This is a genomic window from Streptomyces sp. NPDC030820, from assembly GCF_055572075.1.
Genome location: NZ_JBVIEB010000005.1, coordinates 66,609 through 88,245, shown reverse-complemented (window position 1 = coordinate 88,245; position 21,637 = coordinate 66,609). Strand labels below are relative to the sequence as shown.

Genomic DNA, 21,637 nt, shown 5'->3' with positions numbered 1-21,637 from the left:
CCGCGAACACCGCCGTCGGTGCGGGACGTCACCGATGACGTGGGTGGGCCGGGGACATGTCTGTGCTCTCGTTCCAGGGACACGCCTGTGCTCTCTTTCAGCCGTTGCATCGGACCGGACCACTTGGCCGGACAACGCTGAGTGGTCCCAGAGGCCGAAAAGGTTGCCGCGAAGAGCCACAGATTTTTTCGCCTTGACCGCTTCCCGTTCGCTGCGGAGCGCGGCACGGCTGACGCCGGCGGTGGCGAACGCCTGATGGCTGCTCCCTGCCCTGCCGCTTACCGCGTACCACGCCCGCCACCGGACTTCCCCGCGGATGGAGATCGATGCTACGCAGCGGTGAGGGGTAGTTCGGCCCAGATCGTCTTGCCGGTGCGGGTGTGACGGCTGCCCCACCGCTGGGAGAGCTGAGCGACGATGAGGAGGCCCCGGCCGCCTTCGTCGGAAAGGCGGGCGCGTCGCAGATGCGGGGCTGTGCTGCTGGCGTCGCTGACCTCGCAGATCAACGCCGTGTCACGGATGAGCCGCAGGTGGATCGGTGGGGAGCCGTAGCGGATGGCATTGGTGACCAGTTCGCTCACCACGAGTTCCGCGGTGAAGGCGGCTTCCTGCTGGTGCCAGGCGGCCAGACGCTCACCGGCGAGTTCACGGGCCAGGGCTACGACGGAGGGTTCGGCGGGCAGTTCCCAGGTGGCGACCTGGCTGGTGCCAAGGGTCCTGGTCCGGGTCAGAAGGAGAGCGACGTCGTCCGTCTGGGGCTGGGGGAGCAGGTCGTGCACGATCCGGTCGCAGGTCTCCTCCAGTGGGCGGCCGGGTTCGGCGAGTCCGGTGCGTAGCAGCTCGCAGGCGTCGTCCAGGTCGCGGACCTGGGATTCGATCAGTCCGTCCGTGTACAGGGCCAGGACGCTGTTTTCGGGGACGTGGAACTCGGCGGCCTCGAAGGGCATGCCGCCCAGGCCCAGAGGCGGCCCGGCCGGCAGTTCCAGGAAGCGGACCGTGCCGTCGGGGGTGGCCAGGACCGGGGGCGGGTGGCCGGCTCTGGCCATGGCGCAGCCACCCGAGACGGGGTCGTACACCGCGTACAGGCAGGTGGCCCCGACTTCCCCCGAGGGGTGGTCAGGGTGACTGTCGCGGCCGGTGGCCTCCTCACGGTCCATGCGCAGCACGAGGTCGTCGAGGTGGGTGAGCAGTTCGTCGGGTGCCAGGTCCACGTCGGCCAGGGTGCGTACCGCCGTGCACAGCCGGCCCATGGTGGCCGAGGCCCGGATGCCGTGCCCGACCACGTCTCCCACCACGAGCGCCACCCTGGCGCCCGACAGGGGGATCACATCGAACCAGTCACCGCTGATGCCGGCATCTGTGTGGGCGGGCAGATAGCGGGAGGCGACCTCGATGGCGGGGTGCTCCAGTGCGAGGTGCGGCGGGAGGATGGTCCGCTGCAGCGCGAGCGCGGTGGCCCGTTCCTGGCCGTAGCGGCGGGCGTTGTCGACGAGCACGGCCGCACGGGCGCCGAGTTCCTCGGCCAGCCGCAGGTCTTCCTCGTCGAAGGGGTCCGGGGTGCGGTGGCGGAAGAACAGGGCCAGCCCCAGGGTCACCCCGCGTGCCCGCAGTGGCACTGTCATGACGGAGTGGATTCCATGTGTGCGGATGCTGCGGCCACGCTCTGGGGAGGTCTCCTCCGACCAGCGCAGAATGTCCTTGGTCCGGTGCACCGCGCCGTGTCCCGCGGCGAGAGCGTGCCCGGGAGGGGAGTTCTCGGGGTAGGTGTAGGTCTCCCCGAGCGCCACCACCGATTCAGGGCATCCCGGCAGTACGGAACGCTGAGCGGTTCGTCGCAGGACCAGCATGCGGTCGCGGGCTGTCGACTCCTCGCCCCGCAGGACGCTGTCGAGCAGGTCCACCACGGCGAAGTCGGCGAAGTGGTCCGTGCTGACTTCCGCCAGCTCATCGGCGGTACGACCGAGGTCGAGGGTGGTACCGATTCGCAGCCCCGCCTCGTTGAGGATGGACATCCTTTGCCGGGCACGGAACTGCTCGGTGGTGTCCACCGCCGCGGCCGACACGCCGCAGATCCGGCCGCCGGGGTCGCGCACGGGGTACAACGACAGCAGCCAGACACGCCTGGCGGCATCGCCGGGGCCCATCCCGTGCAGTTCCGTCGTCACGGGTTCGCCGGTGGCCACCACTTGCCGCAGGGCCTCGGCGGCGCCCCGGGAATCCGCGAAGGTCCGGCCGGAGGCGGAGTGCCCCACGGGCCAGCCGAGCAGGTCGTGATCCGGCTTGCCCGTAGCGCGCGTCATAGCGGCGTTGATCTCGATCCGCACCCCGGTGCGGTCGTACAACGCCATGGGCAGGGGGAGCTGGTCCAGGGCCCACTGCTTGAGCAGCGCGGTGTCCGGTGCACCGCCGTCGCCCGGCGAGGGCGCGTACGGCCTCAGGCGTGCCACCGTGAGGAACCAGTACGCCTCCCCGGCTGAGTCCACCAGTGGGTGGGCCTGGACAGCCAGTGCCAGACGGTCGCCGTCACGGTGCCGCACGGTGACGCGCCCGCTCCAGCTCTGCCGCTGGGCGCAGCTGTGCCGGAGAGCCAACGGGAGAGGCTCGGTGAGCAGCTCGGCAGCAGCCCGGCCGACCACGTCCGCCGGCTCGTACCCCAGCAATTGGCAGGCGCCCTTGCTCAGCGCGACCACCACACCCTGCGGATCCACCACGACCCCGGCGTCCTGTGCCCGCTCCCGCCACGCCGAGTGAGGCTCGCCGGGTACGGCGGCGCCTTCTGCCATGCCTACCGCCCTCGTCCTGCCGACCGGTTGTCCCTGTGAAGTCGAGGGGTCTGCCCGCGATCCGCGATCGTGCGTCCAGGCTGCTCCTGCGGTCGTGGTTTCACAACTGCTGATCATGAACGACGAAGGCTCCGACCTTGATCCGGTCGGAGCCTTCGTCTGCCCAGGTGGGCGGCTGCGGAGGATACGAGATTCGAACTCGTGAGGGGTTGCCCCCAACACGCTTTCCAAGCGTGCGCCCTAGGCCTCTAGGCGAATCCTCCGCCGGAAACATTACATGACCGAGGGGAGTGCTCGCGAACTCGTTCCCGCAGGCCCGCATCGGGTGCGGCCGTGGGGCGTGATCGGGTACAGCCGGGGCGCCGCGATCGGGTAGTGTGGGGCGCAGCCCCTCACGCGGCGCTATCTGACTGAACTCCCCCAGGGCCGGAAGGCAGCAAGGGTAGGTCGGCTCTGGCGGGTGCGTGGGGGGCCCCTGCGTTCCCGGGTGGTTCCGGGCTTCGCCGGGGCGCCCGCGGCCGGGCCCGGTTGTCAGTGGGCGCCTATAACCTCGTATGCGTGTCGTCTCTCGCGCTGTACCGCCGCTATCGCCCGGAGACCTTTGTCGAGGTCATCGGGCAGGAGCATGTCACCGACCCGCTGCAGCAGGCGCTGCGGAACAACCGGGTCAATCACGCGTACCTGTTCAGCGGTCCGCGCGGCTGCGGCAAGACGACGAGCGCGCGCATCCTGGCCCGCTGTCTGAACTGTGAGCAAGGTCCCACTCCGACGCCGTGCGGCGAGTGCCAGTCGTGCCGGGACCTGGCGCGCAACGGCCCGGGCTCGATCGACGTCATCGAGATCGACGCGGCCTCTCACGGTGGTGTGGACGACGCCCGTGAGCTGCGCGAGAAGGCGTTCTTCGGCCCTGCGAGCAGCCGGTACAAGATCTACATCATCGACGAGGCCCACATGGTCACGTCGGCCGGCTTCAACGCGCTGCTGAAGGTCGTCGAGGAGCCGCCGGAGCACCTCAAGTTCATCTTCGCGACCACCGAGCCCGAGAAGGTCATCGGCACCATCCGGTCGCGGACCCATCACTACCCCTTCCGGCTCGTGCCGCCCGGCACCCTGCGGGACTACCTCGCCGAGGTGTGCCAGAAGGAGAACATCCCGGTCGAGGACGGCGTGCTGCCCCTCGTCGTGCGGGCCGGCGCGGGTTCCGTGCGTGACTCCATGTCCGTCATGGACCAGCTCCTCGCCGGCGCCGGCGAGGAGGGTGTGACATATGCCATGGCCACCTCTCTCCTCGGCTACACCGACGGCTCGCTTCTCGACTCCGTCGTCGAGTCCTTCGCCACCGGTGACGGGGCCGCCGCCTTCGAGGTCGTCGACCGTGTCATCGAGGGCGGCAACGACCCGCGCCGTTTCGTCGCCGACCTGCTGGAGCGGCTCCGGGACCTGGTGATCCTCGCCGCCGTGCCGGACGCCGTGGAGAAGGGGCTCCTCGACGCCCCGGCCGACGTCCTGGAGCGCATGCAGGCCCAGGCCTCCACCTTCGGCGCCGCCGAGCTGAGCCGCGCCGCCGACCTCGTCAACGCGGGCCTGACGGAGATGCGCGGCGCCACCTCGCCCCGCCTCCAGCTGGAACTGATCTGCGCGCGCGTGCTGCTGCCCGCCGCCTACGGCGACGAGCGCTCGGTGATGGCCCGCCTCGACCGTCTCGAACGCGGCGTCCACTTCTCGGGCGGGGCCGGCATGCCCGCCATGGGTTACGTCCCCGGCCCCGAGGGCCACGGCACCGGCGCCCCCCTGCCCTCGGTACCGCCCGGCAACGGCCCGGCAGCGGCCCGCGCGGCGGTACGAGCGGCCAGTGGGCCGGGTGCGGGTGGTGCCGGCGTCGGCACGCCGGGTGCCGGTGGTCCGAGTGCCGGTGGTGCAGGGGTCGGTGGGCCTGGCGTTGGTGGTCCGGGTGCCGGTGGTCCGGGTGCTGGTGGTCCGGGCGCCGGTGCGCCCGGTGTGGGCGGCTCCGGTGCCGGCGGTCCGGCTCCGGCCGCCCCCGCGCCCACGGCCCCCACGGCACCCCCCGCAGCGGCTGCCCCCGCCACCCCGGCGGGCTCTGCCCCCGCCGCCCAGGCCCCGGCGTCGCCTTCCGCGCCCCCCGCTGCCCAGGCCCCGGCCGGTGCTCCCACCCCGGCTGCTGCCGCTCCCGGTGCCTGGCCCACCGCCGCAGCCGCCGGAAGCGGCCGACGCCCCGGTGGCTGGCCCACGGCAGCGGCACCTGCGGGCGGCGCACCTCAGGGCCAGGCCCCCGGCCGCGCCCCAGCCCAGCAGCAGCCCCCGGCATCTCCGGCGGCCCCGGCATCCCCCGCAGCCCCGGCGGCGCCTGCGGCCGCCCCGACCGGTGGTCTCGACCCCCGCATGCTCTGGCCGAACATCCTGGAGGCCGTCAAGAACCGCCGCCGCTTCACCTGGATCCTGCTCAGCCAGAACGCGCAGGTGGCCGGCTTCGACGGCACCACCCTCCAGCTCGGCTTCGTCAACGCCGGTGCCCGCGACAACTTCGCCAGCAGCGGCAGCGAGGACGTGCTGCGGGCGGCGCTGGCCGAGCAGTTCAACGTGCAGTGGAAGATCGAGGCGGTCGTCGACCCGTCCGGCGGCGGTTCCGCACCTCCGCCCGCCGGGGGCTCGGGCTTCGGCGGCGCAGGCGGCTACGGCGCTCCCGCCGGCGGTGGCGGTGGCTACGGCGCCCCGGCCGCATCCCGCCCCGCGGCTCCCCAGCCGGCCCCGCAGGCGCCCGCGGCCCCCCAGGCCGGCCCCGGCTCCGCCATGGCGGCACCCACGCCTGCCCCCCAGCCCGCCGCCGCGCCTGAGCCGCCCCCCGTCGCGCCCGAGGACGACATCCCCGAGGACGACGACCCGGACCTGGACGAGTCGGCCCTCTCCGGCCACGAACTGATCGTGCGGGAACTGGGCGCGACCGTGGTGGAGGAGTTCTCGAACGAGTAACCGACCGGGACGGCGGCGGAGCGCGGGCACCCCGGCACCGGCCCCCTTTGGAGGAAACCCCAACAAACCCGCCCCCCAGCCTTCGGCAACCTTGCCATTAGGCTGACCCCCGTGAAGGTCCTCGTCATCGGTAACGGCGCCCGCGAACACGCCCTGTGCCGCTCTCTGTCCCTCGACCCCGACGTCACCGCGCTGCACTGCGCCCCCGGCAACGCCGGCATCGCCGAGGTCGCCGAGCTGCACCCGGTCGACGCGCTCGACGGCAAGGCGGTCGCCGAGCTGGCCGTCGGCCTCGGTGCCGACCTGGTCCTCGTCGGCCCGGAGGCCCCGCTGGTCGCCGGCGTGGCCGACGCCGTCCGCGCGGCGGGCATCCCGGTGTTCGGCCCGTCCAGGGAGGCCGCGCAGCTGGAGGGCTCCAAGGCCTTCGCCAAGGACGTCATGGCGGCGGCCGGCGTGCCCACCGCCCGCTCCTACGTGTGCACGACGGCCGACGAGGTCGCCGAGGCCCTCGACGCCTTCGGCGCCCCCTACGTCGTCAAGGACGACGGCCTCGCCGCCGGCAAGGGCGTGGTCGTCACCGACGACCTGGCGGCCGCCAAGGCCCACGCCGCCGCCTGCGAGCGCGTGGTCATCGAGGAGTTCCTCGACGGCCCCGAGGTGTCCCTCTTCGCGATCACCGACGGGGAGACGGTCGTACCGCTCCAGCCCGCCCAGGACTTCAAGCGCGCCCTGGACGGCGACGAGGGCCCGAACACCGGCGGCATGGGCGCCTACTCGCCGCTGCCGTGGGCCGAGCCGAAGCTCGTCGACGAGGTGCTGGAGACGGTTCTGCAGCCCACCGTGGACGAGCTGCACCGCCGCGGCACCCCCTTCTCCGGGCTGCTGTACGCGGGCCTGGCGATCACCAGCCGCGGTGTCCGGGTGATCGAGTTCAACGCCCGCTTCGGCGACCCCGAGACCCAGGTCGTGCTGGCCCGGCTGAAGACGCCGTTGGCCGGTCTGCTGATGGCCGCCGCCACCGGCAACCTCGCCGATCTGCCGCCCCTGCGCTGGAGCGAGGACGCGGCCGTCACGGTCGTCGTCGCCTCGCACAACTACCCCGCCACCCCCCGCACCGGCGACCCGATCACCGGCCTGGACGAGGTGGCCGCCGAGGACGCCCCGCACGCGTACGTGCTGCACGCCGGGACCAGGCGGGACGGCGACGCCGTGGTCAGCGCGGGTGGCCGGGTGCTGTCCGTCACCGCCACCGGCAAGGACCTGACCGAGGCGCGCGAGCGGGCGTACCGGGCGGTGGGCCGGATCCGTCTGGACGGCTCCCAGCACCGCACGGACATCGCCGCGAAGGCGGCCCAGGCCGCACCGGCGGAAACCGCCTGACCTGCCCCCTCCTGATGAAGGCCCCGGACCTCAATCCGGGGCCTGATCTTTGCTGTCTGTCACTCACCTCTGACCAAAGCCATTCCATCGAGTGAGCAATCTTCCATACGGCTGACGGGGGCCGGGGCCCCAACTAGGGTGCCGCGCATGCGTTCCGGCACTTGGCCCACCGGCATTGCGATGTCAGTGGCGGGTGCCACAGTGGGGGAGTGAGCACCACCAGGCAAGCACGGCATCGGCAGCGAGGGGGTGAGGGCGGGACGTGACCGGAATCGGTGCGGAGATCGGCGCGCAGGCCGCGCGCTCCCGGGCCCTCGCCGTACTGCGGGTCCGAGGCCGGGCGCTGGCCGTGGCCGTGCTCCCCGCGGCCGCCGCGGTGATCCTGCTGACCGGCGGCTCCACCGGACACTTCGTCGGCCGGGGCTGGGACGTGACCCGCTTGGCCGTGGGCCTGCTCGCCGTGCTGGTGCTGCTGGCCGCCACCGGTATCGGCCTGGTCGTGGCCCGGGCCCGCCCCGCCGTCAGCCCGACGGTGCCGATCCCGGAGGAGTCCGCCCCGGATCTGTACCGGATGGTGCGCGACCTCGCCGACCGGCTGGAGGTTCCGGCCCCCTCGGCCATAGCGCTCACCCCGGACTGCGACAGCTGGCTGGAGGACCGTACGCACTCGGCCCACGGCCCGCCCCCGCGCCCCGCGCCCGACGAGGACGAGCTGGCGGGCCCGGGCCGCCGCCGCGCGCCCGCCGCCCCGGTGCTCGTCATCGGCTCCCCGTTCCTGTGGTGGATGCGGGTCGGCGAGCTGCGCGCGGTCCTCGCCCCGGTCATCGCCGGTACGGGCCCTTCCGCGCACCCGGACATAGCCGCCGCCAGGCGCTTCGTGCGCGGCCTGGACGCGGCGGTCGCGGTCGCCTCGACACCGGGCCGCTGCCCGGCGACGCGCGGGGTGTGCGCGGCCCTCGGCTGGGTGGCCCGGCTGCTGCTGCGGGGCTGCCGGGAGCACGCGACGCAGATGGAGCGCGGGGTCGCCGCGGCGGCGGCCGAGCGGGCCCAGGCCGTCGACTACGGTCTGCGGATCGTCGCCCAGGAGCAGGTGGGTCTCGCCTACGCAGGCTGGGACCGGCTGCTGACCAGGGTCGCGGTGCCCGCCTGGCGCATGGGCCGCTGGCCCTCGCGGCTGGACGCGGGCGTGGTGGCGGCGCTCACCGAGCTGTCCCGGCGCGACCGCCTGGCGGAGGGCTTCACCTCCCGGCTCGGCGAGCGGCCCGCGTGCGACCTCCTGGAGGAACCGGGTGCCGTGGACGAGGCCGCGTCCCTCCTCGCCGCCCGCCTCTTCCACGGCGGCCCTGCGGAGTCCGGCCCGGACTGGGCGCCGGTGGACTGGCAGGCGTATCCGGAGGAGGTCGTGGACCGCACCTGGCGCGCCGACGCGGCCCGCCTGCACCGCGTCCTGGATTCCCTGGGCGTCCGTCCCTCCCTCGACCCCACGACCCCCGACCCCGGCGGCCCGACCCTGGCCCGAGTCCTGGACCACCTCACCGAACACCCCTCGCAAGCGGCGATACCGAAATCCCCACACCCCGTACGCCAAGCCGTCGACGGCGAGGACGCCCCACAGGGGCCACCCGCACCCGACGACGAAAGCCGCACGGGCGGTGCAGGTGGGAACCAGAACCCCGCCGACGGCGAGGCCGAGGCGGGACCGCCGCCAGAAGACCCCGGCACGGAACGCAGCGCCACCCTCGCCGCCCGCCTGAGCGCCGCGCTGGCCCGCGAGGAGGCCGGCGCCCCGAGGTCCGGCGCGACCGCCACCGGCCGGACCCCCGAGAGCGCCCTGTGGGACGACGGCGGCCTGCCGCTCTTCCCGCTGCAGCCCCCGCGCACCGCCCGCGACCTGCTCACCGACCACGTCATGGCGATGGTGTGCTGCGCGGCCGTCGACACCGCAGGCGCGGTCCCCGCGCTGGACTGGCTGGACGGCCCCTCCCTCCTGCTGGGCGGCGAGCGCGCCGCCGACCTCACGCCCAAGGTGCTCAGCCTCATCGAGGAGGGAGACCCGGGCCCGCTGCGCGACTGGCTGGCCGCGTCCGGGATACGCCCGGAGAAACCCGTACGGCTCGTCTAGGGCCCTACGGCGTCGTAAAGCGGGAGTTCCGTCTTCCACTTCAGGTCAATTCGCAACGACTAGTGACCGAGCCCGTGCGTTATGTGATGTGCTGGGAGCGACCACGCACCTGGCAAGGGCGTGCGACATACGACAGCACGGCCGAGTACTGCGCGTACCACCGAGCACGGCGAACGCAGAGAGCACGGCGAGCGCCACCGAGACAGGACGACACGGGGGCATGAGGGAGGGGAGCGACCATGGCCTCGGACCACATCCGCCGCTGGGAGTCGGGAGCGCTCGCGCACGCCGTCACGGACCCCTTCGGCCAGGGACCGGTGCCCTGGCTGCGCGGCAGTGAGACCTACTTCGACGACACGGGTCATGTCGTGCCCTGGTACGTCGACCCGAGCCCGCAGCCGCTGAAAGGGGTCGGTCCCGCCCCGCGCGTTCCCGGACCCCGCTCGGCCGACGACGTGCACCGCCAGATCAAGGGGTTCACCGCAACCGGCGCGGTCACGCCCGGCGCGGCGATCGACTTCCACATCACGGTCGACCCGCCCCAGGAGTTCAGCGTCGACATCTACCGGATCGGCCACTACGGCGGCGACGGCGCCGCGAAGATCACCACCAGCCCGCGCCTGTCCGGCATCGTCCAGCCCCCGCCGCTGGCCGCCGACCGCACGGTCTCCTGCCACCACTGGTGGCTGTCCTGGCGCCTCCAGGTGCCCTCCCACTGGCCAGTCGGCGCCTATGTGGCCGTCCTCACCACCACTGACGGCTACCGCTCCCACGTGCCGTTCACGGTCCGCGACGACCACCCGGCCGACCTGCTCCTGCTGCTGCCGGACATCACCTGGCAGGCGTACAACCTCTATCCGGAGGACGGCCGCACGGGCGCCAGTCTCTACCACGCCTGGGACGAGAAGGGCTGCCTCCTCGGCGAGGCGGACGCGGCGACCACGGTCTCCTTCGACCGCCCCTACGCGGGCGCCGGCCTGCCCCTGCACGTCGGGCACGCCTACGACTTCATCCGCTGGGCCGAGCGCTACGGCTACGACCTCGCCTACGCCGACGCCCGCGATCTGCACGCCGGCCGCGTCGACCCCGGCCGCTACCGCGGCCTGGTCTTCCCCGGGCACGACGAGTACTGGTCGGTGCCGATGCGCCGGGCCGTGGAGGACGCCCGCGACCGCGGCACCTCACTGGTCTTCCTCTCCGCCAACACGATGTACTGGCAGGTGGAGCTGGGCCCCTCCCCGTCCGGCGTCCCGGACCGCCTGCTGACCTGCCGCAAACGCAAGGGACCCGGCAGGCCGGTGCTCTGGCGCGAGATCGACCGGCCCGAGCAGCAGCTGGTCGGTATCCAGTACGCGGGCCGGGTGCCCGAGCCGCATCCGCTGATCGTCCGCAACGCCGACCACTGGCTGTGGGAGGCGACCGGCGCGCACGAGGGCGACGAGATCGAGGGTCTGGTCGCCGGCGAGGCCGACCGGTACTTCCCGCGCACCCCGCTGCCCGCGCACGAGGAGCGCACCCTGCTCGCCCACTCCCCGTACACCGACAACGACGGCGTCCTGCGCCACCAGGAGACCTCCCTGTACCGCGCCCCCTCCGGCGCCTGGGTCTTCGCCTCCGGCACCTTCGCCTGGTCCCCGGCCCTGGACCGCCCGGGCCATGTGGACCCCCGTATCCAGCGCGCCACGGCGAACCTCCTGGACCGCATCTGCAAACGCGACTGACCGCCGGCGGACCGAGCACGACCCCCCTGGCCGAAACCGATCCCCCCGATAAGGGAGAATCGAGGCACTTGGACAGAACCACGGGGAGGAACCGTGTCCGGATTCGTAGAAAAGCCCGAGCCGATCCAGGTTCCGGGCCTGGTGCACCTGCACACCGGAAAGGTGCGCGAGCTGTACCAGAACGAGGCGGGCGACCTCGTGATGGTCGCCAGCGACCGCATGTCCGCGTACGACTGGGTGCTGCCCACGGAGATCCCCGACAAGGGCCGTGTCCTCACCCAGCTCTCCCTGTGGTGGTTCGACCAGCTGCGGGACCTGGCCGCCAACCACGTGATCAGCACCGAGGTGCCCGAGGGCGCCCCCGCCGACTGGGCGGGCCGCACGCTGATCTGCAAGCAGCTGAAGATGGTCCCCGTGGAGTGCGTGGCCCGCGGCTATCTCACGGGCTCCGGCCTGGTCGAGTACAACGAGTCCCGGACGGTCTGCGGCCTCGCCCTCCCCGAAGGCCTCGTCGACGGCTCGGAGCTCCCCGCCCCGATCTTCACCCCGGCCACCAAGGCCGAGGTCGGTGAGCACGACGAGAACGTGTCCTACGAGGAGGTCGCCCGCCAGGTCGGCGCCGACACCGCCGCCCAGCTGCGCCAGGCCACGCTTGCCGTGTACTCGCGGGCCCGGGACATCGCCCGCGAACGCGGGATCATCCTGGCGGACACCAAGTTCGAGTTCGGCTTCGACGGCGACGCCCTGGTCCTCGCGGACGAGGTCCTCACCCCGGACTCCTCCCGCTTCTGGCCGGCCGACCGGTGGCAGCCGGGCCGCGCCCAGCCGTCGTACGACAAGCAGTTCGTCCGGGACTGGCTGACCTCCGCCGCCTCCGGCTGGGACCGCAAGAGCGAGCAGCCCCCGCCGCCGCTGCCGGACGAGGTCGTCCAGCAGACCCGGCAGAAGTACGTGGAGGCGTACGAGCGGCTCACCGGTCTGAGCTGGAGCTAGCAGCACGAGAAGACCCCGGTCCAGTGGACCGGGGTCTTCTACCAGAGCGGACGACGAGGCTCGAACTCGCGACCTCAACCTTGGCAAGGTTGCGCTCTACCAACTGAGCTACGTCCGCGTTGCGCCGTGGCGCGAGAGCAACTATACCCAACCTCGGGCGTGTGTGAGACGCACTGCCGCATGGCGGTTCCCGGCGTCGGCCTTCGTGACGGCCGGGGAGAGGCGATTCCGCGCGGTCCCGGGGGCGGCGCGGCCCGCTCGACGATCTCCGCGACCGGCGACCCGTCGGCCGCGAGCGCCGACCGCGCGGGAAGCCGAGGTGCTGGAGAGGAGCCCGCGACCCAGATCGCGTCGGCGGCCAACTCCGGGTCCACGCAAGGGTTTCCGGCGTGCACGGTCCGGATGATCCCGGCGAGCCGCTGGGTACTGAGGGCCTTCGGGGCGAACCCGCGCACATCGGCCGCGAGCGCCCGTTCCCGGTGACGATCAGGACCTGGCAGGAGGGCACTTCGGTGCGCAGACATGTGGCGGTCTTCACACCGCCGACGCCCCGGCATCCGAAGATCCAGCGATCACATCGGACACGAAAAAACCCCGGTCGCAATGACCGGGGCTTTCCCTGGAGCGGACGACGAGGCTCGAACTCGCGACCTCAACCTTGGCAAGGTTGCGCTCTACCAACTGAGCTACGTCCGCACTGCTCCCGACCGGCTCCCACCGATCGGTGCGAGCACCAGCCTACCTGATCCACAAGAGTGGTCGTGACAACCGGTGCCGGAGCGGGTGACAGGAATCGCACACTGCGCCTTCCCCCTGGAAGGGGGATGTTCTGCTACTGAACTACACCCGCACGCTCCTCGGGGTTTCGGCTTTCCGGCCTCGCCCCTCGGCGTGCTCCAGACATTAGCTGATCAACAGGGGGGTGGCGCAAGTCGGCTTCCCCTGGTGCCCGGTATGCCCAAATGCGCGGCCCTCAGGGTCCGCTGACGGACCCTGAGGACTGCCCCTTCGCGGGCTCATGCGGCCGGCCGCTCGCGACGGCTCCCGGCGCGCCTCACTGCGCGGCGCTGAACGCCTCGTAGACCTTCTTGGGGATGCGTCCGCGGGCGGGGACGTCCATCTTGTTGGCCTGGGCCCAGGCGCGGACGGCCGCCGGGTCGGGGGCGACCTCCGTCTGCTTGTACGCCTTGCCGGACCGCGACCTCTTGCGGCCGGCCTCGACGTAGGGCGCGAGCGCCTTGCGCAGTTTCTTGGCGTTGGTTTCGTTCAGGTCGATCTCGTACGACTTCCCGTCGAGTCCGAAGGCGATCGTTTCCGCCGCTTCCGAGCCGTCGATGTCGTCGAAGAGCGTGACCACGACCTTTTGCGCCACGAATATCGGTCCCTTCGTGCGGCACGTCGATACAGCTCACCGGCGATGACGTGCCGAGTATCGGCTATTGCCAATTCATTTGTACAGTGCTCGGCAATGCAAAGTGAAGCCCGACTAAATCCGTCCGCGTGTCCGAAGACAATAGGCGAACGGGGCGGACTGGGGAACTTTCCCAGAACTTTTCACGGCAGTGCGGCTTCGACACCCGATCGTGATGCGCATCACGTAGTTTCCTACAACTCTACTCGCGTAGAAATTTTGTGCGGGTAGTCTGAAGGAACCTGCTCAGCACCACACACCGGGAGTGCCAGTGGCACGCGTCGTAGTCGACGTCATGCTCAAGCCGGAGATCCTCGACCCCCAGGGCCAGGCGGTCCAGCGTGCGCTGCCGCGCCTGGGTTTCGAAGGGATCTCTGACGTCCGTCAGGGAAAGCGTTTCGAACTGGAAGTTGACGGGCCGGTCGACGAGGCCGCGCTCGCCCGCATCCATGATCTCGCGGAATCCTTCCTCGCCAACACGGTGATCGAGGACTTCACCGTCAAGGTGGAAGAGGCCACGGAAGTCGCGGAGGCGGCCAAGTGACCGCTCGTATTGGCGTCGTCACTTTCCCGGGCAGCCTCGACGATCAGGATGCCCAGCGCGCGATCCGTCTCGCGGGCGCCGAACCGGTCGCCCTGTGGCACAAGGACAAAGACCTCAAGCAGGTCGACGCCGTGGTCCTGCCCGGCGGTTTCTCCTATGGCGACTATCTGCGCGCCGGTGCCATCTCCCGGTTCTCGCCGGTGATGGAGACGGTCATCGAGCAGGCCAGGGCCGGACTGCCGGTCCTCGGCATCTGCAACGGCTTCCAGATCCTCACCGAGGCCCACCTCCTCCCGGGCGGGATGCTCGGCAACGACCACCTCCACTTCATCTGCCGCGACCAGAAGCTGCGGGTGGAGAACGCGGAGACCGCCTGGACCAGCGACTACCGCGCCGGCCAGGAGATCCACATCCCGCTGAAGAACATGGACGGCCGGTACGTCGCCGACGAGTACACGCTGGACAAACTGGAGGCGGAGGGCCGCGTCGTCTTCCGTTACCTGGACTTCAACCCGAACGGCTCGCTGCGGGACATCGCCGGCATCACCAACGAGGCCGGGAACGTCGTAGGCCTCATGCCGCACCCCGAGCACGCCGTCGAGCCGCTGGTCGGCACGGGCCGCACCGACGGGCTCCCGTTCTTCACCTCGATCCTCAAGAAGCTGGTCAACGCATGAGCCGGACGCCTCTGGACACGGTCGAGCACGCGGCCGCGACCCCCGACGTCGAGCTGCCCTGGGCCGAACTCGGCCTGAAGAAGGACGAGTACGAGCGCGTGGTCGAGATCCTCGGCCGCCGCCCGACCGGCGCCGAGCTCGCCATGTACTCGGTCATGTGGTCCGAGCACTGCTCGTACAAGTCCTCCAAGGTCCACCTGCGCCAGTTCGGCGAGAAGGCGCCGCAGAGCGACGCGCTGCTCGTCGGCATCGGCGAGAACGCCGGTGTGGTGGACGTCGGCCAGGGTTACGCGGTCACCTTCAAGGTCGAGTCGCACAACCACCCGTCGTACGTCGAGCCCTACCAGGGCGCGGCCACGGGTGTGGGCGGCATCGTCCGCGACATCATCGCGATGGGTGCCAGGCCGGTGGCCGTGGTCGACCCCCTGCGCTTCGGCGCGGCGGACCACCCGGACACCAAGCGGGTGCTCCCGGGCGTGGTCGCGGGCATCGGCGGCTACGGCAACTGCCTGGGCCTGCCGAACATCGGCGGTGAGGTCGTCTTCGACTCCTGCTATCAGGGCAACCCGCTGGTCAACGCCGGTGCCATCGGTGTGATGCGGCACGAGGACATCCACCTCGCCAAGGCCTCCGGCGCGGGCAACAAGGTCATCCTGTACGGCGCCCGGACCGGCGGCGACGGCATCGGCGGCGCGTCGATCCTGGCCTCCGAGACCTTCGACGACGCCAAGCCGAGCAAGCGCCCCGCGGTCCAGGTCGGCGACCCCTTCCAGGAGAAGCTGCTCATCGAGTGCACCCTGGAGGCCTTCAGGGAGAAGCTGGTCGTCGGTATCCAGGACCTCGGTGCCGCCGGCCTCTCCTGCGCCACCTCCGAGCTGGCCTCGAACGGCTCCGGCGGCATGCGCGTCACCCTGGACGACGTCCCGCTGCGCGACTCCACGCTCTCGCCCGAGGAGATCCTCATGAGCGAGTCGCAGGAACGCATGTGTGCCGTCGTGGAGCCGGAGAAGGTCGAGCGGTTCCTGGAGATCTGCGAGAAGTGGGACGTCATCGCCACCGTCATCGGTGAGGTGACCGACGGCGACCGGCTGGAGATCTTCTGGCACGGCGAGAAGATCGTGGACGTCGACCCGCGCACGGTGGCCCACGAGGGCCCGACGTACGAGCGCCCGTACGCCCGCCCGGACTGGCAGGACGCCCTGCAGGCCGACGACGCGAACAAGCTGCCGCGGCCCGCGACGTCGGAGGAGCTGAAGGATCAGGTCCTGAAGCTGGTCGCCTCCCCCAACCAGGCCTCCAAGAGGTGGATCACCCAGCAGTATGACCACCTCGTGCAGGGCAACACCGTCCTCGCCCAGCCGGAGGACTCCGGCATGATCCGCGTGGACGAGGAGACCGGCCTCGGCGTCGCCATCGCGACCGACGGCAACGGCCGTTACGCCAAGCTCGACCCGTACACGGGCGCGCAGCTGGCCCTGGCCGAGGCCTACCGCAACGTGGCCACCACCGGTGCCAAGCCCCTCGCCGTCTCCGACTGCCTGAACTTCGGCTCGCCCGAGGACCCGGCGGTGATGTGGCAGTTCGCGGAGGCCGTGCGCGGTCTGGCGGACGCCTGTCAGCAGCTGGGCACCCCGGTGACCGGCGGCAACGTCTCGCTCTACAACCAGACCGGCGAGGCGGCCATCCACCCGACCCCGGTGGTCGCGGTCCTGGGCGTGATCGACGATGTCGCGCGCCGCACGCCGGTCGCCTTCCAGGAGGAGGGCCAGCTGCTCTACCTCCTCGGCGACACCCGCGAGGAGTTCGGCGGCTCGGCCTGGTCCCAGGTGGTCCACGACCACCTCGGCGGCCTGCCCCCGAAGGTCGACCTGGAGCGCGAGCGGCTGCTGGCCGAGATCCTGATCTCCGCCTCCCGCGACGGCATGATCGACTCCGCGCACGACCTGTCCGACGGCGGCCTGGTGCAGGCGGTCGTGGAGTCCGCGCTGCTCGGCGGCAAGGGCGCGCGGCTGGTCGTACCGGACGGCCTGGACGCCTTCACCTTCCTGTTCTCCGAGTCGGCCGGCCGCGCGATCGTCGCGGTGCCGCGCTCGGAGGAGGTCCGCTTCAACGACATGTGCGGTGCGCGGGGCCTGCCGGCCACCCGGATCGGTGTCGTGGACGGAGACGCGGTCGAGGTCCAGGGCGAGTTCGCGCTCACCCTGGAGGAGCTGCGGAAGGCTCACGAGGAGACCATTCCGGCGCTGCTGGCGTAATCGCCGTACGCCCTGTGAGGGCCCCGTCCGGAGAGCCGGACGGGGCCTTCCGCATGCGACCATGCACGAAGGGGAACGCCGGGGAGGCAATAGGCTCACCGCCATGCCACCGGCCAAGAAGCGTGCCCGCAGCTACGACCCCGCCAGGACCCGCGCCGCGGTCCTGGCCCAGTTCGGAAACGTCCGGGAGGCCGTGCGCGGCCTCACCCAGGAGCAGCTCGCGCTGCCCACCCGGCTCGGCGAGTGGACCGTACGCGACCTGGTCGCGCACATCGGCATGGCGCTCACCGCCGTGCACCGCTCGCTCGCCCTGCCCGAGCCGGCCAAGGCGGACGCCGTCCTGCTCGACTGGCCATTCGCCACCTCGGCCAACGCCGCCGCCATCGACGAGTTCACCCGGAACCTGTCCGCCGAACACCCTGACCTCGGCGCCTACCTCACGGACATCGACCAGTCGATGCGCACCCTGCTCGCCGAGCACTCCGGCAGCCGGATCCTGCAGACGAGCGCCGGTGCCATGCCCCTGGACGACTACCTGGTCACCCGCACCGCCGAACTCGTCGTCCACACCGACGACCTCAACGCCGCCGTCCCGGCCCTGGAGATCCCGTACGACCGCCAGGCCCTGGCCTCCGCCACCCGGCTGCTCGCCGACGCCCTCGCCGCGAAGGCCCCCGGTGGCTCCACCGAGGTGCGGGTGCCGCCGTACGCCGTGGTGCAGTGCGTCGAGGGGCCCCGGCACACCCGCGGCACCCCGCCCAACGTCGTGGAGACCGACCCGCTGACCTGGATCCGGCTCGCCACGGGCCGTCTGAGCTGGACGGACGCCCTGGAGGAGGCCAAGGTGAGCGCCAGTGGGGAGCGGGCGGACATCGGGGGGCTGCTACCGCTGATGGCGTAGCGGAACCGACCCGGCCGGGCTACCGTCGAATCGCCATGAACCGGTACAAGCAGCGCATGATTCTCGCGCCGGCGGCCGCCGCGCTCGCCGTCCTCACAGTGGCGTGCGGCAACGGGAAGGCGGACAGTGGTGCGGTGACCGTCCAGCAGCCCGTGACCGGCATCGACTGGCGGGTCGACAGCCTCACCGTCGGCAGTACGACCCGGCACGCGCCCGCCTCCGCCCGCCTGCGCATCGACGAGGACGGCAAGGCGGCCGGCAACCTCGGCTGCAACCAGTTCAGCGCGCGGGTCACCGTGCACGGCGACCACCTCACCTTCGGCGACCTGCGCACGACCCGGATGGCCTGCGCCCCGGACCGGATGGACTTCGAACGCGCGATGGCCCGCGCGCTCACCACCGGCACGCTCGTCGCCGAGACGCACCACGCGAAACTGACGCTCACGGACGGCGACGGCGACCGCATCCACCTCAGCCGCAACGCGCCCGGATGATGTGCGACACCTCACTCACGTACCCGGCAAACGGACCCGCGGTCGCCGCCCCCAGCGCCGCCGTCGGCGCTCAGAGCCCCGGGCGCACCTCGCTGACCTGGGCAAACGCGGAAACCGCCAAGGTGATCGGGAAGCGCTTGCCGGTCAAGGGCACGTATCCCCAATTCGGACCAGTGGTCGACCTCGCCTACACTCGGTGGCGTGCCACGTGGTGACGGTCGACTCAATCACGATCTGCTTCCCGGCGAGAAGGGCCCCCAGGACGCTTGCGGCGTCTTCGGTGTCTGGGCTCCGGGTGAAGAGGTCGCAAAGCTCACGTACTTCGGGCTCTACGCCCTCCAGCACCGGGGTCAGGAATCCGCGGGAATCGCGGTCAGCAACGGCTCCCAGATCCTCGTCTTCAAGGACATGGGCCTGGTCTCCCAGGTCTTCGACGAGACCTCGCTCGGTTCGCTCCAGGGTCACATCGCGGTCGGTCACGCCCGCTACTCGACCACCGGCGCCTCCGTGTGGGAGAACGCCCAGCCGACGTTCCGCGCCACCGCGCACGGTTCGATCGCGCTCGGCCACAACGGCAACCTGGTCAACACGGCGCAGCTCGCCGAGATGGTCGCCGACCTGCCGAACGACAACAACAGCCGCTCCAGCCGGGTCGCGGCCACCAACGACACCGACCTGCTGACGGCGCTGCTCGCCGCCCAGGTCGACGAGGACGGCAAGCCGCTGACCATCGAGGAGGCGGCCCACCAGGTCCTCCCGAAGGTGCGGGGCGCCTTCTCCCTCGTCTTCATGGACGAGCAGACCCTCTACGCCGCCCGTGACCCGCAGGGCATCCGCCCGCTGGTCCTCGGCCGCCTGGAGCGCGGCTGGGTGGTCGCCTCCGAGACCGCCGCCCTGGACATCTGCGGTGCCAGCTTCGTCCGGGAGATCGAGCCGGGCGAGTTCGTCGCCGTCGACGAGAACGGTCTGCGCAGCTCCCGATTCGCAGAAGCGAAGCCTAAGGGCTGTGTCTTCGAGTATGTGTACCTGGCCCGCCCGGACACCGACATCGCCGGCCGGAACGTGTACCTGTCCCGCGTGGAGATGGGCCGCCGACTGGCCAAGGAAGCGCCCGTCGAGGCCGACCTGGTCATAGCGACCCCGGAGTCCGGCACCCCGGCCGCCATCGGCTACGCGGAGGCCTCCGGCATCCCCTTCGGCGCGGGCCTCGTGAAGAACGCCTACGTCGGCCGTACCTTCATCCAGCCCTCGCAGACCATCCGCCAGCTCGGCATCCGCCTGAAGCTGAACCCGCTGAAGGAAGTCATCAAGGGCAAGCGCCTGGTCGTCGTCGACGACTCGATCGTGCGCGGCAACACCCAGCGGGCCCTGGTCCGCATGCTCCGCGAGGCCGGCGCCGCCGAGGTCCACATCCGGATCTCCTCGCCGCCCGTGAAGTGGCCCTGCTTCTTCGGCATCGACTTCGCCACGCGCGCGGAGCTGATCGCCAACGGCATGACCATCGAGGAGATCGGCACCTCGCTCGGCGCCGACTCGCTCGCCTACATCTCCATCGACGGCATGATCGAGGCGACCACCATCGCCAAGCCGAACCTGTGCCGCGCCTGCTTCGACGGCGAGTACCCGATGGAGCTGCCGGACCCCGAGCTGCTCGGCAAGCAGCTCCTGGAGACCGAGCTGGCGGCCGGTCCCGCCGCCACGGCCGCGGCCGACGCGATCCGTCGCCCGTAACACCGCAGTACGACACGAAAGCTCTCACAGTCATGTCTGAGACAACTGGTGCCAGCTACGCAGCGGCGGGCGTCGACATCGAGGCGGGCGACCGCGCGGTCGAGCTGATGAAGGAGTGGGTGAAGAAGACCCGGCGCCCCGAGGTCCTCGGCGGCCTCGGCGGCTTCGCCGGGCTCTTCGACGCCTCCGCCCTCAAGCGCTACGAGCGCCCGCTGCTCGCCTCCGCCACGGACGGCGTCGGCACGAAGGTGGACGTCGCGCGCCGCATGGGCGTCTACGACACCATCGGCCACGACCTGGTCGCCATGGTCATGGACGACATCGTGGTGTGCGGTGCCGAGCCGCTGTTCATGACCGACTACATCTGCGTCGGCAAGGTCCACCCCGAGCGCGTCGCGGCCATCGTGAAGGGCATCGCGGAGGGCTGTGTGCTCGCCGGATGCGCCCTGGTGGGCGGCGAGACCGCCGAACACCCGGGCCTGCTGGGTGCGGACGACTTCGACGTCGCCGGGGCCGGTACGGGCGTCGTGGAGGCCGACCGGCTGCTCGGCGCGGATCGCATCCGCAGGGGCGACGCGGTGATCGCCATGGCGTCCTCCGGGCTTCACTCGAACGGGTACTCCCTGGTCCGCCACGTCCTGCTGAACACGGCCGGCCTGGCCCTGGAGACGGAGGTTCCGGAGCTCGGCCGCACCCTCGGCGAGGAGCTGCTGGAGCCCACCAAGATCTACTCGCTGGACTGCCTGGCGCTGACCCGCACCACGGACGTGCACGCGTTCTCGCACATCACCGGCGGCGGACTCGCGGCCAACCTGGCCCGGGTGATCCCCGACGCGCTGCACGCGGTCGTCGACCGCTCCACCTGGACCCCGGGCGCGATCTTCGACCTGGTCGGGAGGACCGGGAACGTCGAGCGCCTGGAGCTGGAGAAGACCCTCAACATGGGCGTCGGCATGATGGCGATCGTCCCCGCGGAGTCCACCGAGGTGGCCCTCGCCACCCTGGCCGACCGGGGCGTCGACGCCTGGGTGGCCGGCGAGATCACCGACCGCGGCGACAAGGAGACGGGCGCGGAGCTGGTGGGGGACTACGCCGCCTGATCCGGGCGCCGCCGATCCTGGGGACGCCGGCGGTCCTGCGGCCGCCGGTGATCCTGCGGACGGCGGCGATCGCGCGGACCGTCGTGAATCCGCGGTCCGTGATGAGCCCGCGGACGGTGATGATCCTGCAGACAGCACAGAAGCCGGTCGGTGGCTGTGCCACCGACCGGACTCATGCTCAGTGCAAGGTCAAGCGCCTCGACGGTGCTGTGCGGGACCTTCGTCCTCGTCCTCGTCGTCGTCCTCGTAGAGGTCGGCGTAACGGGAGTACAGGTCGTCGTCGTCATGCTCATCGGCGTCCTCGAAGCGGTCGCCGTTCGGCGACTGGTTCGACGTCGATGCGCCCAGCTCCTCGGCCAGGCGTGAGAGGTCCGTCCCACCGCTGTTGTACTTCAGCTGGCGGGCGACCTTCGTCTGCTTGGCCTTGGCCCGGCCGCGCCCCATGGCTCGACCCCCTCAACGACGGGGCTCGACGGCCCCAGAGTCTGACACGCGTTCATGATCCGGAACGGACTCTCCGTGGAGAGGCCGGTCCGT

15 protein-coding genes, 4 tRNA genes, 1 other RNA gene and 1 pseudogene are annotated in these 21,637 nt (G+C 71.4%); 13 read left to right on the top strand and 8 right to left on the bottom strand.

Annotated features, from left to right (window positions below):
• Positions 1 to 329 precede the first annotated feature (329 nt).
• Together ACZ418_RS15375 and ACZ418_RS15370 are read right to left on the bottom strand one after the other, a co-directional pair.
• Complete coding sequence (locus tag ACZ418_RS15375) at positions 330 to 2,783, bottom strand: ATP-binding SpoIIE family protein phosphatase (protein WP_468362480.1); 2,454 nt, start codon at positions 2,781 to 2,783, stop codon at positions 330 to 332.
• 178 nt (positions 2,784 to 2,961) lie between these two features.
• A tRNA-Ser gene (locus tag ACZ418_RS15370) sits at positions 2,962 to 3,046 on the bottom strand.
• A 121-nt stretch (positions 3,047 to 3,167) separates the two neighbouring features.
• Between ACZ418_RS15370 and ffs the strand changes: the two genes are divergently transcribed.
• From ffs to ACZ418_RS15340, 6 genes are all read left to right on the top strand, one after another.
• Positions 3,168 to 3,262: signal recognition particle sRNA small type (gene ffs / locus ACZ418_RS15365), an RNA gene on the top strand.
• Between the two features lie 79 nt (positions 3,263 to 3,341).
• The gene (locus ACZ418_RS15360; RefSeq protein ID WP_468362478.1) at positions 3,342 to 5,771 is read left to right on the top strand and encodes a DNA polymerase III subunit gamma and tau; all 2,430 of its coding nucleotides are present in this window, start codon (positions 3,342 to 3,344) and stop codon (positions 5,769 to 5,771) included.
• Between the two features lie 111 nt (positions 5,772 to 5,882).
• Entirely contained in the window at positions 5,883 to 7,151 is a 1,269-nt protein-coding gene (purD, locus tag ACZ418_RS15355; protein ID WP_468362476.1) for a phosphoribosylamine--glycine ligase, read from the top strand.
• Between the two features lie 262 nt (positions 7,152 to 7,413).
• The gene (locus ACZ418_RS15350; protein ID WP_468362474.1) at positions 7,414 to 9,273 is read left to right on the top strand and encodes a M48 family metalloprotease; all 1,860 of its coding nucleotides are present in this window, start codon (positions 7,414 to 7,416) and stop codon (positions 9,271 to 9,273) included.
• A gap of 239 nt (positions 9,274 to 9,512) precedes the next feature.
• On the top strand, positions 9,513 to 10,994 hold the full coding sequence (locus ACZ418_RS15345) for a N,N-dimethylformamidase beta subunit family domain-containing protein (RefSeq protein ID WP_468362472.1): 1,482 nt from the start codon (positions 9,513 to 9,515) through the stop codon (positions 10,992 to 10,994).
• A gap of 93 nt (positions 10,995 to 11,087) precedes the next feature.
• Complete coding sequence (locus tag ACZ418_RS15340; RefSeq protein ID WP_468362470.1) at positions 11,088 to 11,987, top strand: phosphoribosylaminoimidazolesuccinocarboxamide synthase; 900 nt, start codon at positions 11,088 to 11,090, stop codon at positions 11,985 to 11,987.
• Between the two features lie 45 nt (positions 11,988 to 12,032).
• Here ACZ418_RS15340 and ACZ418_RS15335 read toward each other — a convergent pair.
• The 5 genes and pseudogenes from ACZ418_RS15335 to ACZ418_RS15315 all read right to left on the bottom strand — a co-directional run bounded on the left by ACZ418_RS15335 (position 12,033) and on the right by ACZ418_RS15315 (position 13,359).
• A tRNA-Gly gene (locus ACZ418_RS15335) sits at positions 12,033 to 12,105 on the bottom strand.
• Positions 12,106 to 12,128: 23 nt separating this feature from the next.
• A pseudogene (locus ACZ418_RS15330) lies at positions 12,129 to 12,556 on the bottom strand (DNA-binding response regulator); the annotation flags it as partial.
• A 51-nt stretch (positions 12,557 to 12,607) separates the two neighbouring features.
• Positions 12,608 to 12,683: transfer RNA gene (locus tag ACZ418_RS15325), tRNA-Gly, on the bottom strand.
• An 82-nt stretch (positions 12,684 to 12,765) separates the two neighbouring features.
• Positions 12,766 to 12,837, bottom strand: a tRNA-Gly gene (locus ACZ418_RS15320).
• A gap of 204 nt (positions 12,838 to 13,041) precedes the next feature.
• On the bottom strand, positions 13,042 to 13,359 hold the full coding sequence (locus ACZ418_RS15315) for a histone-like nucleoid-structuring protein Lsr2 (RefSeq protein ID WP_031164632.1): 318 nt from the start codon (positions 13,357 to 13,359) through the stop codon (positions 13,042 to 13,044).
• A 310-nt stretch (positions 13,360 to 13,669) separates the two neighbouring features.
• Here ACZ418_RS15315 and purS point away from each other — a divergent pair, with 310 nt between their 5' ends.
• From purS to purM, 7 genes are all read left to right on the top strand, one after another.
• Positions 13,670 to 13,942, top strand: a complete 273-nt coding sequence (gene purS / locus ACZ418_RS15310; protein ID WP_351600702.1) for a phosphoribosylformylglycinamidine synthase subunit PurS — start codon at positions 13,670 to 13,672, stop codon at positions 13,940 to 13,942.
• Positions 13,939 to 14,619, top strand: a complete 681-nt coding sequence (purQ, locus tag ACZ418_RS15305) for a phosphoribosylformylglycinamidine synthase subunit PurQ (RefSeq protein WP_468362468.1) — start codon at positions 13,939 to 13,941, stop codon at positions 14,617 to 14,619. Before purS ends, purQ begins: the two co-directional genes overlap by 4 nt.
• On the top strand, positions 14,616 to 16,874 hold the full coding sequence (gene purL, locus ACZ418_RS15300; protein WP_468362466.1) for a phosphoribosylformylglycinamidine synthase subunit PurL: 2,259 nt from the start codon (positions 14,616 to 14,618) through the stop codon (positions 16,872 to 16,874). The genes purQ and purL overlap by 4 nt, the downstream gene beginning before the upstream one ends.
• A 103-nt stretch (positions 16,875 to 16,977) precedes the next feature.
• The gene (locus ACZ418_RS15295) at positions 16,978 to 17,775 is read left to right on the top strand and encodes a maleylpyruvate isomerase family mycothiol-dependent enzyme (RefSeq protein WP_468362464.1); all 798 of its coding nucleotides are present in this window, start codon (positions 16,978 to 16,980) and stop codon (positions 17,773 to 17,775) included.
• 35 nt (positions 17,776 to 17,810) lie between these two features.
• Positions 17,811 to 18,269, top strand: a complete 459-nt coding sequence (locus tag ACZ418_RS15290) for an META domain-containing protein (protein ID WP_468362462.1) — start codon at positions 17,811 to 17,813, stop codon at positions 18,267 to 18,269.
• Between the two features lie 201 nt (positions 18,270 to 18,470).
• Positions 18,471 to 20,000 carry an amidophosphoribosyltransferase gene (purF, locus tag ACZ418_RS15285; RefSeq protein WP_468362460.1) on the top strand — a complete coding sequence of 510 codons (1,530 nt, stop codon included), beginning with the start codon at positions 18,471 to 18,473 and terminating at the stop codon, positions 19,998 to 20,000.
• 32 nt (positions 20,001 to 20,032) lie between these two features.
• Positions 20,033 to 21,100 carry a phosphoribosylformylglycinamidine cyclo-ligase gene (gene purM / locus ACZ418_RS15280; protein WP_468362458.1) on the top strand — a complete coding sequence of 356 codons (1,068 nt, stop codon included), beginning with the start codon at positions 20,033 to 20,035 and terminating at the stop codon, positions 21,098 to 21,100.
• Positions 21,101 to 21,289: 189 nt separating this feature from the next.
• Here the strand turns inward: purM and ACZ418_RS15275 are convergent, their stop codons facing one another.
• The gene (locus ACZ418_RS15275) at positions 21,290 to 21,544 is read right to left on the bottom strand and encodes a DUF3073 domain-containing protein (RefSeq protein ID WP_388622429.1); all 255 of its coding nucleotides are present in this window, start codon (positions 21,542 to 21,544) and stop codon (positions 21,290 to 21,292) included.
• Between the last annotated feature and the right edge of the window lie 93 nt (positions 21,545 to 21,637).